The organism is Pseudomonas sp. PA-7-1E (assembly GCF_021605325.1).
GTDB lineage: Bacteria > Pseudomonadota > Gammaproteobacteria > Pseudomonadales > Pseudomonadaceae > Aquipseudomonas > Aquipseudomonas fluorescens_BV.
In genome coordinates this window covers 36,026-52,230 of record NZ_WKFA01000020.1, presented here as the reverse complement: position 1 = coordinate 52,230, position 16,205 = coordinate 36,026, and the positions used below count along the sequence as shown (strand labels likewise).

Annotated in this window: 14 protein-coding genes; 11 read left to right on the top strand and 3 right to left on the bottom strand. The window is 61.3% G+C overall.

The genetic code is table 11. The annotated features are described in order from the left end of the window. Positions 1-170: 170 nt before the first annotated feature. From gshA to tauD, 5 genes are all read left to right on the top strand, one after another. Positions 171-1,754: a glutamate--cysteine ligase gene (gshA, locus tag GIW79_RS15195; RefSeq protein WP_054920278.1), complete on the top strand. Its 1,584-nt coding sequence runs from the start codon at positions 171-173 to the stop codon at positions 1,752-1,754. Between the two features lie 243 nt (positions 1,755-1,997). Beyond that, positions 1,998-2,975 (top strand): taurine ABC transporter substrate-binding protein, encoded by a 978-nt coding sequence (gene tauA / locus GIW79_RS15190; RefSeq protein WP_034125493.1) that lies wholly within the window; start codon positions 1,998-2,000, stop codon positions 2,973-2,975. Between the two features lie 17 nt (positions 2,976-2,992). Further along, positions 2,993-3,772 carry a taurine ABC transporter ATP-binding subunit gene (gene tauB / locus GIW79_RS15185; RefSeq protein ID WP_054896655.1) on the top strand — a complete coding sequence of 260 codons (780 nt, stop codon included), beginning with the start codon at positions 2,993-2,995 and terminating at the stop codon, positions 3,770-3,772. After that, positions 3,769-4,605: a taurine ABC transporter permease TauC gene (gene tauC / locus GIW79_RS15180; protein ID WP_236454696.1), complete on the top strand. Its 837-nt coding sequence runs from the start codon at positions 3,769-3,771 to the stop codon at positions 4,603-4,605. The genes tauB and tauC overlap by 4 nt, the downstream gene beginning before the upstream one ends. A 14-nt stretch (positions 4,606-4,619) precedes the next feature. Further along, positions 4,620-5,456, top strand: a complete 837-nt coding sequence (gene tauD, locus GIW79_RS15175) for a taurine dioxygenase (protein ID WP_236477384.1) — start codon at positions 4,620-4,622, stop codon at positions 5,454-5,456. Positions 5,457-5,596: 140 nt separating this feature from the next. Here tauD and mgrA read toward each other — a convergent pair whose 3' ends face one another. The 3 genes from mgrA to epsC all read right to left on the bottom strand — a co-directional run bounded on the left by mgrA (position 5,597) and on the right by epsC (position 10,049). Next, positions 5,597-6,634, bottom strand: a complete 1,038-nt coding sequence (mgrA, locus tag GIW79_RS15170) for an L-glyceraldehyde 3-phosphate reductase (RefSeq protein WP_089042055.1) — start codon at positions 6,632-6,634, stop codon at positions 5,597-5,599. Between the two features lie 127 nt (positions 6,635-6,761). Beyond that, positions 6,762-8,723, bottom strand: coding sequence for a choline transporter BetT (gene betT, locus GIW79_RS15165; RefSeq protein ID WP_167514232.1), 1,962 nt, complete (start codon positions 8,721-8,723; stop codon positions 6,762-6,764). 399 nt (positions 8,724-9,122) lie between these two features. Further along, positions 9,123-10,049, bottom strand: coding sequence for a serine O-acetyltransferase EpsC (gene epsC, locus GIW79_RS15160; RefSeq protein WP_014716464.1), 927 nt, complete (start codon positions 10,047-10,049; stop codon positions 9,123-9,125). Positions 10,050-10,215: 166 nt separating this feature from the next. Here epsC and GIW79_RS15155 point away from each other — a divergent pair, with 166 nt between their 5' ends. The 6 genes from GIW79_RS15155 (at position 10,216) to GIW79_RS15130 (ending at position 16,197) form a co-directional block, all read left to right on the top strand. Beyond that, positions 10,216-11,211: a D-cysteine desulfhydrase gene (locus tag GIW79_RS15155; RefSeq protein WP_034125487.1), complete on the top strand. Its 996-nt coding sequence runs from the start codon at positions 10,216-10,218 to the stop codon at positions 11,209-11,211. Positions 11,212-11,400: 189 nt separating this feature from the next. Next, a complete protein-coding gene (gene tcyJ / locus GIW79_RS15150) occupies positions 11,401-12,195 on the top strand; it encodes a cystine ABC transporter substrate-binding protein (RefSeq protein ID WP_014716462.1) in 795 nt (264 codons plus the stop codon). Then, positions 12,195-12,860 (top strand): cystine ABC transporter permease, encoded by a 666-nt coding sequence (gene tcyL, locus GIW79_RS15145; protein ID WP_054896659.1) that lies wholly within the window; start codon positions 12,195-12,197, stop codon positions 12,858-12,860. Before tcyJ ends, tcyL begins: the two co-directional genes overlap by 1 nt. Before the next feature lie 3 nt (positions 12,861-12,863). Continuing rightward, on the top strand, positions 12,864-13,610 hold the full coding sequence (gene tcyN, locus GIW79_RS15140; RefSeq protein ID WP_014716461.1) for an L-cystine ABC transporter ATP-binding protein TcyN: 747 nt from the start codon (positions 12,864-12,866) through the stop codon (positions 13,608-13,610). A gap of 371 nt (positions 13,611-13,981) precedes the next feature. After that, a complete protein-coding gene (locus tag GIW79_RS15135) occupies positions 13,982-14,770 on the top strand; it encodes a hypothetical protein (protein ID WP_034125486.1) in 789 nt (262 codons plus the stop codon). Positions 14,771-14,955: 185 nt separating this feature from the next. Further along, positions 14,956-16,197, top strand: coding sequence for an SfnB family sulfur acquisition oxidoreductase (locus GIW79_RS15130; RefSeq protein WP_181124517.1), 1,242 nt, complete (start codon positions 14,956-14,958; stop codon positions 16,195-16,197). Positions 16,198-16,205: the final 8 nt, after the last annotated feature.

Sequence of the window (16,205 nt, the reverse complement as noted above, 5' to 3'; positions counted from 1 at the left end):
CGTCGGAATTTTCTCGCTGCGCTGTAGCCCAATTCATGGAGTGAAGTCGGCAGATTCAGAGCGGGTCAAATCGACTCAAAACCAGGCGATCACGCCAGTTTCAACTTCACCCTTGTAGACCGTCCTGCCCACCCCCATATTGGGGCGACTGACGCGTGAAGGAATCCAACTTGAGCGAACTTCTCAACCGCCGCCTGGCCCTGCTCGGCAAGCGCGAACACCTCTCCCTGCTAGAGCAATGCTTGCACGGCATCGAGCGCGAATGCCTGCGCGTCACCAACGAAGGTCGACTGGCGCAAACGCCGCACCCCGAAGCCCTGGGCGCCGCGCTGACCAATGAACAGATCACCACCGACTACTCGGAATCGCTGCTGGAGTTCATCACCCCTGCCCTGCCGAACCCGGCCGATACCCTGAGCAGCCTGGACAAGATCCATCGCTTTGCCTACACCAAGCTGGGCAGCGAATACCTGTGGAGCCCCTCGATGCCGTGCCCGTTGCCGGCCGAGGAAGATATTCCGATTGCCTACTACGGCACCTCCAACATCGGCCAGCTCAAGTACGTGTACCGCAAGGGCCTGGCCCTGCGTTACGGCAAGACCATGCAGTGCATCGCCGGCATCCACTACAACTTTTCCCTGCCGGAAGCGTTGTGGCCGTTGCTCAAGGAAACAGAAGGGTTTGTCGGCACCGACCGTGACTATCAGTCCACGGCCTACATCGCGCTGATCCGTAATTTCCGTCGTTACAGCTGGCTGTTGATGTACCTGTTCGGTGCCTCGCCAGCCCTGGATGCCGGCTTCCTGCGCGGACGCTCGCATCAGCTTGAAGTCCTCGACGCCGACACGCTGTACCTGCCCTACGCCACCAGTCTGCGCATGAGCGACCTGGGTTACCAGAGCAACGCCCAGGCCGGCCTGACGCCGTGCTACAACGATTTGGCCAGCTACACCGACAGCCTGCGCGAAGCGGTGGCAACACCCTACGCGCCCTATGTCGAAGTCGGCACGCACAAGGATGGCGAGTGGGTGCAGCTCAATACCAACATCCTGCAGATCGAAAACGAGTACTACTCCAACATCCGTCCCAAGCGCGTGACCTACACCGGCGAGCGGCCGATCCAGGCGTTGATGGCCCGCGGCATCCAGTACATCGAAGTACGCTGCCTGGACATCAACCCGTTCCTGCCGATGGGAATCGACCTGCCAGAGTCGCGGTTCCTCGACGCATTCCTGCTGTACTGCGCGCTGAACGACAGCCCATTGTTCGCCAACAACGAGTGCGGCAACGCCACCTCCAACTTCCTCAGCGTGGTCAAGGAAGGCCGCCGTCCGGGCCTGCAATTGCAGCGTGACGGCCAGCCGGTGGACATGAAGGAGTGGGCGGCCGAGTTGCTGGAGAAGATTGCCCCCCTGGCCGCCCTGCTCGATCAGAGCCATGGCATCACCGAGCACAGCGAGGCATTGGACGCCCAGTTGGCCAAGGTCAAGGACCCATCCCTGACGCCGTCGGCTCAGGTATTGGCAGCCATGGCTGAGCGCAAGGAAAGCTTTGCGCAGTTCTCCCTGCATCAAAGCGAAGTCCATGCCGAATACTTCCGCAAAGAACCTTTGGCGCCTGAGGAACAAGCGCACTTTGAAGAACTGGCCCGTGCGTCGCTGGCGCAACAGGCAGAGCTGGAGCAGAACGAAGTAGGCGATTTCGATGTGTTTGTCGGTTCGTACCAGGCAAGCATCCTCGCCATCAGCAACTAACCTAAGGCTCGCTCCCCCTGTGGGAGCTGGCTTGCCTGCGATAGCGGTGGGTCAGCAACCCACCTGTTGACTGATACACCGCTATCGCAGGCAAGCCAGCTCCCACATTATTCTGCCAGCCTGAAAACAGGCTTCGCCATTTACTCTCATAAGCTAATTCGAAAAAGTTATTTATTTTCGAATTCTTAGATCATTTAGTCTCCTCTCACGCCGACCCTCGGCCGCCTGATTGAGGAGCTTCCTTTGAAACTGCTGACCCCTCTGCGCCTGTTGGCCGCATTGTCCCTGGCCGGTGCCAGCCTGTTTGCCCAGGCGGCGGACGTGACCATTGCGTATCAGACCACCGTGGACCCGGCCAAAGTCGCCCAAGCCGACGGCGCCTATGAAAAAGCCACTAACGCCAAGATCGACTGGCGCAAATTCGACAATGGCGCCGACATCATCGCCGCCATCGCGTCCGGCGACGTGCAGATCGGCTACCTCGGTTCCAGCCCGCTCACCGCCGCGATAACCCGTAAAGTCCCGGTGCAAACCTTCCTCGTCGCCACCCAGATCGGCGGCGCCGAAGCCCTGGTGGCGCGTAACGGTTCGGGGATCAACAGCCCTCAGGACCTGGTCGGCAAAAAAATCGCCGTGCCCTTCGTTTCCACCGGCCACTACAGCCTGCTCGCCGCCCTTAAACACTGGAACATCGACCCGGCCAAAGTCACCATTCTCAACCTCGCCCCGCCGGCCATCATTGCCGCCTGGAAGCGCGGTGATATCGACGCCACCTATGTCTGGGACCCAGCCTTGGGCGTGGCCAAGGAAACCGGCAAGGTGCTGATCACCTCCGGGGAGCTGGCCAAGTTCGGCGCGCCGACGTTCGATGCCTGGATCGTGCGCAAGGACTTCGCCGAGAAGCACCCAGAGATCGTCACCGCCTTCGCCAAGGTCACTCTGGATGCCTACGCCGCCTACCGCAAAGACCCACAAGCCTGGCTCGCCGATTCCGGCAACGTCGACAAACTGGTGAAACTCTCCGGCGCCAAGGCCAGCGATATCCCGTTGCTGCTGCAAGGCAACGTCTACCCGTTGGCCGCCGACCAGGTAACGCTGCTGGGCGCACCGACCACCAAGGCCGTCACCGACACCGCTGCGTTCCTCAAGGAGCAAGGCAAGGTCGAGGCCGTGCTGCCCGACTACGCCCCTTATGTCAGCGCCAAGTTCATTACCAACTGACCCAGGAGTTCACTTCGATGGCCTTGCTACAACTGGAGCGCATCAGCGCACAGTACCCAGGCGCCCCGGAACCGGTACTGTCCGATATTTCACTGGAGCTTGGGCCCCAGCAATTGCTGGTCGCCCTGGGCCCGTCCGGCAGCGGCAAGACCTCGTTGTTGAACCTGATTGCCGGCTTCGTCGAACCGTCTGCCGGGCGTATCACCCTCGATGGCGTGCCGGTCAAAGGCCCCAGCGCCGAGCGCGGCGTGGTGTTCCAGGACGATGCCCTGCTGCCCTGGCAGGACGTGCTGGCCAATGTGGCTTTCGGCCTGGAACTTGCCGGCGTGCCCAAGGCGCAGCGCGACGTGCGGGCGCGTGAAATGCTCGCGCTGGTGGACCTGGCCGGTTTCGACAACCGCCGCATCTGGCAACTCTCCGGTGGCCAGAAGCAACGCGTCGGCCTGGCGCGTGCGCTGGCGGCCGACCCGCGCGTACTGCTGATGGACGAACCCTTCGGCGCCCTGGATGCCTTCACCCGTGAACAGATGCAGGAGTTGCTGCTGCAAGTGTGGCGGCGCACGGCCAAGCCGGTATTCCTGATTACCCACGACATTGAAGAAGCGGTGTTTCTCGCCACCGACTTGATCTTGCTGGCGCCCAACCCCGGCCAGATCGTCGAACGCCTGCAGCTGGATTTCGGCCAACGTTACGCCGCCGGTGAATCAGCCCGCGCAATCAAATCCGACCCGCGCTTTATCGAAACCCGTGAGCATGTGCTGGGCAAAGTGTTCTCCCAACGGCAGGTGTACGCATGAGCAGCTACGAACTTCCCGCCACGGCCACCGAGCCTGCGACACATCCCGTGATCCCGCTGCGCCGTCGCCTGAGCACGCGCTGGATCAGCCTGCTGACCCTGGCGGCCTTGCTGGCCCTGTGGTGGGCGGTGACCGCCACCGGTTTGATCGAACCTTTGTTCCTGCCGCCACCGTCCGCCGTGTTGCAAAAAGGCTGGCTGCTGGCAACCACCGGCTACATGGATTCCACTTTGTGGCAGCACCTGGGCGCGAGCCTCAGTCGCATCGGCCTGGGCCTGGGCTTTGCAGTACTGACCGCCGTGCCGGTGGGGATCGCCATCGGTGCCAACCGTATCGCCCGTGGCATTCTCGATCCGCTGATCGAGTTCTACCGGCCGATTCCGCCCCTGGCCTACCTGCCGTTGATCGTGATCTGGTGCGGCATTGGCGAGCTGTCCAAGGTGCTGCTGATCTACCTCGCTATCTTCGCCCCGATTGCCATCGCCACCGCCACTGGGGTGCGCACCGTCGACCCGGCCAAATTGCGCGCTGCGCAGTCGTTGGGCGCCAGCCGCGCGCAACTGATTCGCCATGTGATCCTGCCCAGCGCCCTGCCCGATATCCTCACCGGTGTGCGCATCGGCCTGGGCGTGGGCTGGTCGACCTTGGTGGCGGCCGAGTTGATTGCCGCCACCAGCGGCCTGGGCTTTATGGTGCAGTCGGCGGCGCAGTTTCTGGTCACTGATGTGGTGGTGCTGGGCATCCTGGTCATCGCCCTGATCGCCTTCGCCATGGAAATGGGCCTGCGCGCCCTGCAGCGTAAATTAGTGCCCTGGCATGGCCAGGCACGCTGAGTGAAGAACCCACAATGAGCAGCCTGACCGTTACCCCATTAAGCTCCGCCCTGGGCGCCCAGATCGGCGGCGTCGACATCACCCAGCCGCTGAATCCCGAACAGCGCGACGCCATTGAACAGGCGTTGCTCGACTATTCGGTGCTGTTCTTCCGTGACCAGCCGATCACCCCTGCGCAACAGGCACGGTTCGCGGCAAACTTTGGCGACCTGCACATCCACCCGATCTACCCCAACGTGCCGGAACAGCCCGAAGTGCTGATCCTCGACACCGCCGTCACGGATGTGCGTGATAACGCGGTGTGGCATACCGACGTGACGTTCCTGCCCACGCCTGCTCTGGGCGCAGTGCTCAGCGCCAAGCTGTTGCCCGCGTTCGGCGGCGATACCTTGTGGGCCAGTGGGATTGCGGCGTATGAAGCACTGTCTGAACCGCTAAAGCGCTTGCTCGATGGCCTCACCGCCACACACGACTTCACCAAGTCGTTCCCGCTGGAGCGCTTTGGCAACACCGCCGAGGACCTGGTGCGCTGGGAGGCAACACGCAAGAAAAACCCGCCGCTATCGCACCCAGTCGTGCGCACGCATCCGGTGAGTGGACGTAAATCGCTATTCGTCAGCGACGGCTTCACCACCCGAATAAATGAACTGGAACCGGCCGAAAGCGAGGCCATTCTCAAGCTGCTGTTCGCCCACGCCACCCGCCCGGAATTCACCATTCGCTGGCGCTGGCACGAGAATGATGTGGCGTTCTGGGATAACCGCGTCACCCAGCATTACGCCGTGGATGACTACCGGCCGCAGCGGCGGGTGATGCACCGGGCGACGATTCTTGGGGATGTGCCGTTCTAACGCTTGGCGACAGATCGTTCCCACGCTCTGCGTGGGAACGCCTCCTGTGACGCTCTGCGTCACGACTTTAAAGCGGACGCCGAGCGTCCGGGGCTGCATTCCCACGCAGAGCGTGGGAACGATCACCCAGTGGTGTAAGGTTATTCAGCGGTGGACGGTTTTTCCCACAGGTTGATCCCACCTTCCTGCGCAAACCTATCAATTTCCGCCAGTTCTTCTGCACTGAAGCTCAAGTTCTTCAACGCCCCGACGTTCTCGATAATCTGCTCCGGCCGGCTTGCGCCGATCAGCGCACTGGTTACCCGTGGATCACGTAACGTCCACGCCAGCGCCAACTGGGCCAGGCTCTGGCCACGGCGTTTGGCGATTTCATTCAGGCCGCGTACATGGGCGATGTTGGCTTCGGACAGGTGCTGGGCCTGCAACGAGCCACCACCCGGACGATTGACCCGCGCATCGGCCGGTACCCCGTTGAGGTATTTATCGGTCAACAAACCCTGGGCCAGCGGCGTGAAGGCGATCACCCCGGCGCCGAGTTCTTCAGTGGTGTCCAGCAGGTCTTTTTCCACCCAACGGTTGAGCAGGTTGTAGGCCGGCTGGTGGATCAACAACGGCACTTTCCACTCATTGAGCAACGCTGCGATTTCGCGGGTTTTTACCCCGGAGTAAGACGAGATACCGATGTACAACGCCTTGCCTTGTTGCACGGCGGTGGCCAGGGCGCTGGCGGTCTCTTCCAGGGGCGTCTCGGGGTCGAAGCGGTGCGAGTAGAAGATATCCACATAATCGACGCCCAGGCGTTGCAGGCTCTGGTCCAGGCTCGCCAATACGTATTTACGCGAGCCGCCACCCTGGCCGTAAGGGCCGGGCCACATGTCCCACCCGGCTTTGCTGGAGATGATCAATTCGTCGCGATAGTGCTTGAAGTCTTCGCGCAGCAACCGACCGAAATTGATCTCGGCGCTGCCGTAGGGTGGGCCGTAGTTGTTGGCCAGGTCGAAGTGGTTGATACCCAGGTCGAACGCCGTGCGCAGCAATGCGCGCTGGGTGTCGATCGGGGTGCTGTCGCCAAAGTTGTGCCACAACCCCAGGGACAGTGCCGGCAGCACCAATCCACTGCGGCCTACGCGGCGATACGGAATAGATTCATAGCGGTTTTCGGCAGCAATGTACGTCATCGAATCCTCTCTTGATCTAGGGCAAATAAGGCCCGGGAATAGGCATATTCCCGGGCCTTTTAAGCAGCTGAATCGCTTAAGTCTGCCTCTTCCTTTTACAGCAAAGACCTACTTGAGAGGAACGCTATCAGCGCACCATGTGCAAGAACTGCAGATGGCGCTCGTACTGGTCGAGGATGTCATTGATGATCTGCTCCTTGGTGTAGCCCACCAGGTCATAGTCCTGGCTGCCCTCACTCAAGTGCACTTCGGCCCGATAGTAGCGGCGGTTGTTGATCTCTTTCTTGCCAATGCCGCCCAAGGCGAACGACGGTGTGAAATAGCCACGCATCTGCACCTGGTAGATGAACGGACGTTCTTCGCCATGGCCGATTTCGAGGCTGACGCTGTCGTTGGACGGGTCGGGCTGGGTCACCACCGTAAGGCCCTTCTCGACAAACACTGCGGTCACTTCCTCAATCGCCGGGCGCACCGTGGTGTCGAGGAAACGGTATACCTCATCGCGGGATGGGAAATGCACCGCCTGGCTCAAACGCTGGCGCCAGCCGCCTCGGCCTTTGCGCGAAGCGGAGATCGGTGCCAGGGAATGCAACTGCGCGATCTGCTTTTGCGACTCCAGGTAGAACGCCTTGTGCAGCCCCCACATCATCAGCAGCAGGATCAGCGAGAACGGCAGCGAGGTCAGTACCACCGCAGACTTGAGCGAGTCGATACTGCCGGCGAACAGCAAGGCACTGGTGACCAGGGCGGTCATCGCGCCCCAGAACACACGCAGCCACTTCGGCCCGTCTTCATCCGCGTTGCCGCCTTTGGACGAGAGGGTGGACAGCACCACAGTGCCGGAGTCAGCCGAGGTCACGAAGAACACAAAGCTGATGAACACCGTGACCGCGATCACCGTCTTGCTCCACGGGTAGGTTTCCAGCAGCAGGTAGAGGCTCATCGATGGGTCATCGATCGCCGACTGGCCCAGTGCAGCCATGCCATGGTTGAGCACCTGATCGATGGCGCTGTTACCGAAGATCGACATCCACGCCAGGGTAAAGCCCAGTGGAATCAGCAGCACGCCAAACACGAATTCGCGAATGGTGCGGCCACGGGAAATGCGCGCGATAAACAGGCCCACGAACGGCGACCATGCGATCCACCAGGCCCAGTAGAACACCGTCCAGCCGCCCAGCCAGTCGCTCGGCTTGTTGTAGGCGTACACATCAAAACTCTTGGTGGGCAGCGCCCCCAGATAATCACCGATGTTCTGGATCAAGGTGTTGAGCAGGTGCTGGGTAGGCCCGGCGAACAACACGAACAGCAGCAGCGCACAGGCCAGCAGCATGTTGATGTCGGACATCACCCGCACGCCCTTGTCGACGCCGGCCACGGCCACGATGATCGCCGCGCCCATCATCAGGGTGATCAGGCCCACCTGGATCCACTGGGTATGGGCAATGCCAAACAGGTAGTCCAGGCCAGAGTTGAGGTGCAGTACGCCAAAGCCCATGTCGGCGCCCAGGCCGAACACCGTGGCAATGATGCCAAAGCCATCCACCGCGTAACCGATAGGGCCATTGATGCGCTTGCCGATCAGCGGGTACAGCGCCGAGCGCAACGCCAGCGGCAGGTTATGCCGGTAGGCGAAATACGCCAGGGCCATGCCGACAAACGCGAACACGCCCCAGCCGTGCAGGCCCCAGTGCAGGAACAACACCTGCATGGCCTGGCGCGCCGCATCGGCGTTCATTGCTTCGCCCTGGGGCGGCTGCACCAAGTGCGTCAACGGCTCCGAGACGCAAAAGAAAAACAGCGTGATGCTGATCCCGGCGGCGAACAACATGCCGGCCCAGGACAGGTAACTGAATTCGGGCTCGTCGTGGTCGGCACCGAGTTTTATCTTGCCGTAGCCCGATAGCGCGGTGACCACCACGAAGACCAGATACAGCGTCATCGCCAGCATGTAGTACCAGCCGACCGTGTTGGCCGCCCAGTTTTGCGCCGCCAGCAGCCAGGCACCGGCCTGTTGCGGGATAGCGATGACCGTGATGCCGAACAGCAGGATGACGGTGGCGGCAAAGTAGAAAACGGGCGCATTCATGCGCACCATGCCGCTGGAAGGGGTGGACGATGCACTCATGAACGATGCACCTCAAGGTTGCGGGATATGGCTGTAAAAAACGGACTCAGCAAAGGTAAGCCTCCTGTTGTGAGCGGGCAGCGAACCACCGGTTTAACTTGAACGAACGTTCAAGTTAAACATGAATAGGCGGTCTTGGACTAATCGCAGGGCTGAGTGGTAGGTGTTTCCTACACTAGCTCAGGGATTGGTATGACGCGTGGAGGAGACGAATCGTTCAGCAACCCGACGGTGAAATACATACGAAATGTGGGAGCTGGCTTGCCTGCGATAGCGCTGGGTCAGCCACCCATCTGTTGACTGATACACCGCTATCGCAGGCAAGCCAGCTCCCACACTGACCGGCGTTTGGCTCAGGTATTACTTCTGCGCCCCATCATCATGCTGCAAGTTCGCCTGGGTGATATTCGCCCCGGCCGGCACGCTGCGGGTCAGCCACACATTGCCGCCGATGGTCGAACCCTGGCCAATGGTGATCCGCCCCAGGATCGTCGCCCCGGCGTAAATCACCACATCATCTTCAACAATAGGGTGACGCGGGTGGCCTTTCTGCAATTGCCCATCTTCATCCGCCGGAAAGCGTTTGGCGCCCAGTGTCACGGCCTGGTAGATGCGCACCCGCTCGCCGATGATCGCGGTCTCGCCAATCACCACGCCTGTGCCGTGGTCGATAAAGAAACTCGGGCCGATCTGTGCGCCGGGGTGGATATCAATGCCGGTGGCCGAGTGGGCGATTTCCGCACTGATCCGCGCCAGCAACGGCAGGCCGGCGCGGTACAGGTGGTGGGCCAGGCGGTGGTGGATCACCGCCAGGATGCCCGGGTAGCACAACAGCACCTCATCCACACTGCGTGCGGCCGGGTCGCCGTGGTAGGCGGCCAGTACGTCGGTGTCCAGCAGGCTGCGCAAGGATGGCAACGCCAGGGCGAAATCCTGGATCAGGCGAATGGCGTGGGCGTTGACTTCGCTGTCGTCCTCACCGCTCTGGCGCGCGGCATAGCGCAACTCCAGGCGCGCCTGGGCGAGCAAGGCGTTGAGCGCGACGTCGAGGGTATGGCCCACGTAGAAGTCTTCGCTTTCTTCGCGCAGGTCCGCCGGGCCCAGGCGCATCGGAAACAGGGCGCCGCACAAGGCCTCAAGAATCTGTGCCACCGCCTCGCGGGACGGCAACTCGCGGCCACCATGCTCGCCACTCAAGCGCCCATTGCGCGTTCGCCACTGGTCGCGGGCGCCGCGCAGCTGGCTGACGATGGTCTGCAATTGCCAATGACTGGAACGCTCACTCACGGTATTCACTCCTGACGAAATGGCCATCACTTTACGGTATGCACCCAGGCAGCTCTTAAGAACCAATGGTGTGGAGCTAAGAACCTTTAGTCATAAGCGATTGGCGGTTGCCCGATGAAAAGTGCCTGCCTATAGTCCCCCAATCACTCAGCCACCGTGCGTAACCATGATCAAACAACAGCTCGACCGTTTTAACCGTCTGGAACTACTGGGCAGTGCCACGGCCCTGGAAAAACTCGAGCGGCTGTCGGCTTGGCTGGGCAGGGACATCTACGTCAAACGTGATGACACCACGCCGCTGGCCATGGGCGGCAACAAGCTGCGCAAACTCGAATACCTGGCCGCCGACGCCATCGCCCAGGGCGCCGACACCCTGGTCACCGCCGGCGCGATCCAGTCCAACCATGTGCGCCAGACCGCCGCGCTCGCCGCCAGGCTTGGCCTGGGCTGTGTTGCCCTGCTGGAAAACCCTACCGGCACCGACGACCCCAACTACCTGGGCAACGGCAATCGCCTGCTGCTGGAGCTGTTCGACGCCAAAGTGGAGCTGGTGGAAAACCTCGACAACGCCGACGACCAACTCAACGCCCTCGCCGACCGCCTGCGCAGTAACGGCAAGAAGCCGTACCTGGTGCCTATTGGCGGTTCCAATGCACTCGGCGCGCTGGGCTACGTGCGCGCCGGGCTGGAGTTGGCCGCGCAAATTGAAGACAGCGGCATTCAATTCGCCGCCGTGGTGCTCGCCTCTGGCAGTGCGGGTACCCACAGCGGCCTGGCCCTGGCCTTGAGCGAAGCACTGCCGCAGCTGCCAGTGATCGGCATCACGGTGTCGCGCTCCGAGCAAGCGCAATTCCCGAAAGTGCAGGGCCTGGCCGAACGCACTGCCGAGTTGCTCGGTGTGGCTATCCCCGACGCCTTCAAGGTCACCCTGTGGGACGAGTATTTCGGGCCGCGGTATGGCGAGCCAAACGCTGGCACCCTCTCGGCGATCAAACTTTTGGCCAGCCAGGAAGGTCTGTTGCTGGACCCGGTGTATACCGGCAAGGCCATGGCCGGTTTGCTCGACGGCATCGGGCGCCAGCGCTTTGAAGAGGGGCCGATCATTTTCCTGCATACCGGTGGCGCGCCGGCATTGTTTGCCTATGACTCAGTATTCAACTGATTGAATACTGTCGATGTGGGAGCTGTACATATTTCTAAAAAGAATATGAAATTGTATTTTTATTATTTTCAAGACTTAAAAACCCACCTTATCATCGCGCCGAAGGCGAAGACGCGCTTCGCGCTTTAGGGCAGGATACGACTACCGCGTCACCTGCTTCGCTCACCATAAAAAACACAGGGGCTCTCCATGACTATTTCTGCATTTCGTCGCACGCTGTTGGTTGGCACTTTGGGCCTCGCGCTTGGCGCTGGCTGGTTGGGCCAGGCGGTTGCCGGCGAGCAATTGAACACCATCAAGAAGGCCGGCGAGATCAAGATCGGCCTGGAAGGCACCTACCCGCCGTTCAGCTTTGTCGATGAAAGCGGCAAACTCAGCGGTTTCGAAGTGGAACTGTCCGAGGCGCTGGCCAAGGAGCTGGGCGTCAAGGTCAAGCTGCAAGCCACCCCTTGGGACGGCATCCTCGCCGCGCTGGAATCCAAGCGCCTGGACGCCGTGGTCAACCAGGTGACCATCTCCGAAGAGCGCAAGAAAAAGTACGATTTCTCCAAGCCTTACACCGTGTCCGGCATCCAGGCGCTGGTGCTGAAAAAGAACGTCGACTCGATCAAGAAAGCCGACGACCTGGCCGGCAAGAAAGTCGGTGTGGGCCTGGGCACCAACTACGAACAATGGCTCAAGGACAACCAACCAAAAGCCATTATCAAGACCTACAACGACGACCCGACCAAGTTCCAGGACCTGCGCATCGGTCGTATCGACGCCATCCTGATCGACCGCCTGGCCGCCCTGGAATACGCCAAGAAAGCCCCCGACACCGCCGCTGCCGGCGACGCCTTCTCCCGTCAGGAATCCGGTATCGCCCTGCGCAAAGGTGAGCCCGAGCTGCTCGATGCGGTGAACAAGGCTCTGGACAAACTGCGCGCCGACGGCACGTTGAAGACGCTGTCCGAGAAGTACTTCAACGCTGACGTCACGCAATAATGGAAGCAGGTTTCCAACTCGCGCTGGAATCCGCGCCCTTTCTGCTCAAGGGCGCGTACTACACGGTAATCCTCAGCCTGGGCGGGATGTTTTTCGGCCTGCTGCTGGGCTTCGGCCTGGCCTTGATGCGCCTCTCGCGCTTCAAGCTCTTGAGCTGGACCGCCCGGGTCTACGTGTCGTTCTTTCGCGGCACGCCGTTGCTGGTGCAGCTGTTCCTGATCTACTACGGCTTGCCGCAAGTGGGCATCGAGCTGGACCCGATCCCGGCCGCCATGATCGGCTTTTCGCTGAACATGGCTGCCTATGCGTGTGAAATCCTGCGGGCCGCCATCGCCTCCATCGAGCGTGGCCAGTGGGAAGCTGCTGCCAGTATCGGTATGACCCGTGCGCAGACGTTGCGCAGGGCCATCCTGCCCCAGGCGATGCGCACGGCGTTGCCGCCTTTGGGTAACAGCTTTATTTCACTGGTCAAGGACACGGCGCTGGCCGCCACCATCCAGGTGCCCGAGCTGTTCCGCCAGGCCCAACTGGTGTCGGCACGTACCTTCGAAATTTTCACCATGTATCTGTCCGCGGCCCTGATCTACTGGATCCTGGCGAGCATCCTGGCGCATCTGCAAAATCGTCTGGAAGACCGGGTCAACCGGCATGACCTGGAGTCTTGAAGCATGATCGTGGTTGAAAAACTGACCAAGCAATTCAACGGCCAGGTGGTACTCAACGGCATCGACCTTGAGGTCAAGGAAGGCGAAGTGGTCGCCATCATCGGCCCCAGCGGTTCGGGCAAGACCACCTTCCTGCGCTGCCTGAACTTCCTCGAAGAACCCACCAGCGGCCGTATCAAGGTGGGTGACATCGAGATCGACAGCAGCAGGCCGCTCAACCAGCAACAGGGCCTGGTGCGGCGCCTGCGCCAGCATGTGGGCTTTGTGTTCCAGAACTTCAACCTGTTCCCCCACCGCACCGCGCTGGAAAACGTCATCGAAGGCCCGATTGTGGTCAAGAAGATGCCACGGGAAGCGGCGGCCGAACTGGGGCGCAAGCTGTTGGCAAGGGTCGGCCTGGCGGGCAAGGAAGCGTCGTACCCGCGGCGCCTGTCCGGCGGCCAGCAACAGCGTGTGGCGATTGCCCGCGCATTGGCCATGGAGCCGGAGGTGATCCTGTTCGACGAACCCACCTCGGCCCTCGACCCGGAACTGGTGGGCGAAGTCCTGGCGACCATTCGCAGCCTGGCCGAAGAAAACCGCACCATGGTCATCGTCACCCACGAGATGAGCTTTGCCCGTGATGTGGCCAACCGGGTGATCTTTTTCGACAAGGGCGTGATCGTCGAACAGGGCGAAGCCAAGGCGCTGTTTGCCAACCCCAGGGAAGAACGTACCAAGCAGTTCCTGAGCAAATTCCTCGCCCACTGACGCCTCCCAGTGTAGGAGCGAGCTTGCTCGCGAAGAACGTTAACGATAACGCGGTGAATCAGATTGACCGAGTTGCCTGGGCGTTCTTCGCGAGCAAGCTCGCTCCTACAACGGGTTGCAGGTTGAGCGTGTAAAAGCCCCCGTCGCAAGCGCCTTAAAATCCCCCTCCCCGTCAGACCCGTCTGAATCTCGCCAAACCCGCCGTTTAGCCCTTTGCCTCCATTGACGCTCCTTGGCCAACCCTCTTATCTAGCGCCTTGAGGATTGGATCCTATCCCGGCTACTGACTGAATCGTGCCTTTCGAACCCCCTTGCGCCTGTGCGTCCAGGTTTCGGAACGATTGCTGCTGGCTGCATCAAGGAGATTACTTATGACACACACTCAAACCCCGGCCACGCTCAGTGCCCCAAGGCTTCCCCAGGCTATTGGAAACGGCATCAGCGCCCTGGCCTCCGCCCACTTGCAGGTCGATATTTCACCCTACCCGAGCATGGAAGAAGGCGACCTGATCGAACTGTTCTGGAACAACTGCTTCGCCGCCTCGCGCAAGGTGACGGCCTGCAGGATCGGCACGTGTACCCACTTATGCGTACCGCAGAGCTTTGTGCAGGACGGACCGGCACGCGTCCATTACCAGGTCTTGCAGATCGGCCATGGCCCGATGCGCTCGGCGGTGACGCTGGTGCGGGTCAAAACCAGCTATCCGGGCGGTCAGCCTTCGCCGCGCCTGAACCCTGAAGGCGACACTGAAAACCAGAATCTGGCGCCGGTGAACTTGCCCGAGACGATTCGCCGCCACGGCGTCAACAGCAGCCAGGTAAGGCGCGGCATTCCGCTGACCATCGAGCCTTACCTGAACATGAGCACGGGCGATGCCATTACGTTGCGCTGGGGCGATGTACGCTTGGACCTGCCCCGCATCCAAGCCAACAGCGTCGGCCTGGCGGTGCGGGTGTGGGTGCCGCCCCACGTGATTGTCGAAGCCGGCGACGACTGCCGGTTGGAAGTCACCTACTGCATTCTCGACCGCGTGGGTAACAACTCCCGCTGGGCGCCCGCCCGCACGCTGCGCATCGCCGCCTGCACACCGCCCCGCCCTGCCTCGCCCGCACCGGGCTATCAACCGCGTCGCTTCGGTTCACCCTGTGAACCGGGGTGACAGCCCTTCTATGCATATTCCTAAAAGTTAGTTTATTTAAACAATTAACACGCTTAGGGTATATGCACCGGACCACCGGACATTCCTGATTTTTCTGTTTATTTCATTGAATGCGAGGTCGGTATGGTCAGAATTACCCCGGTGCGCAACGCCAGGGCATTGCGTGCAGCCAAGGAGCGGCGCTGATGTCTAACTTGGCTCTAACACCCCCCCAGAGTGATCTGGACGTAGCCCCCCTGCTGTTGCCCGCCACGGTGTTGCGCAACGACGCCCAAGCACTGAGTGCAGCCCACGAACTGGCCCAGGCTGCACGCCTGCACGCCGCCCAGCGCGACCAGCAACGCAAACTGCCCTGGGCGCAGATCGAACAGTTCACCCGCAGCGGCTTGGGCAGTATTTCCATTCCCCGGGAATACGGCGGCCCACAGGTGTCGTTTGTGACCCTGGCCGAAGTCTTCGCGATCATCAGCGCAGCCGACCCGGCACTCGGGCAGATCCCGCAGAACCATTTCGGCATCTTGTACGTATTGCAGGGCACCGCGACCGAGCGTCAGAAAAAGCAGCTGTTCCAGAGCGTGCTCGACGGCTGGCGCATCGGCAACGGCGGCCCGGAACGCGGCACCAAAAATACCCTGGAGCTCAAGGCACGCATTACGGCCGAAGGTGATGGGTACGTGGTCAGCGGCCAGAAGTTCTACTCCACCGGCGCACTGTTTGCTCACTGGGTCGCCATAAAAGCGTTGAACGATGACGGCAAGCAAGTCATGGCCTTCGTGCGGCGCGGCAGCGAGGGGCTGCGCATCGTCGATGACTGGTCGGGCTTTGGCCAACGCACCACCGCCAGCGGTACCGTCTTGCTTGATCGCGTGGCCGTGGAGCCGGGCCTGGTCATCGACAACTGGCGCCTGGGCGAAAGCCCGAATATTCAGGGGGCCGTGTCGCAACTGATCCAGGCCGCCATCGACGCTGGCATCGCCCGAGGCGCCCTCGACGATGCCATTGCCTTCGTGCGTGAACGCTCACGCCCGTGGATCGACGCCAAGGTCGAACGGGCCAGCGACGACCTGTATGTGATCGCTGATATCGGCAAGCTGAAGATCGAACTGCACGCCGCCGAAGCCCTGCTGCGCAAGGCCGGCCAGGTGCTTGACCAGGTCAGCGCCGCGCCGATCACCGCGCAGTCCGCCGCCCACGCCTCGATTGCCGTGGCCGAGGCCAAGGTGCTGACCACCGAAGTGGCGTTACAAGTCACCGAGAAGCTCTTTGAACTGGCCGGCAGCCGCGCCACCCTGGCCGAATTCAACCTTGACCGTCACTGGCGCAACGCCCGGGTGCACACCCTGCACGACCCGGTGCGCTGGAAGTACCACGCCATCGGCGCCTATCGGCTCAACGGCACCTTGCCGGCTCGTCATTCCTGGATTTAACCAACCAG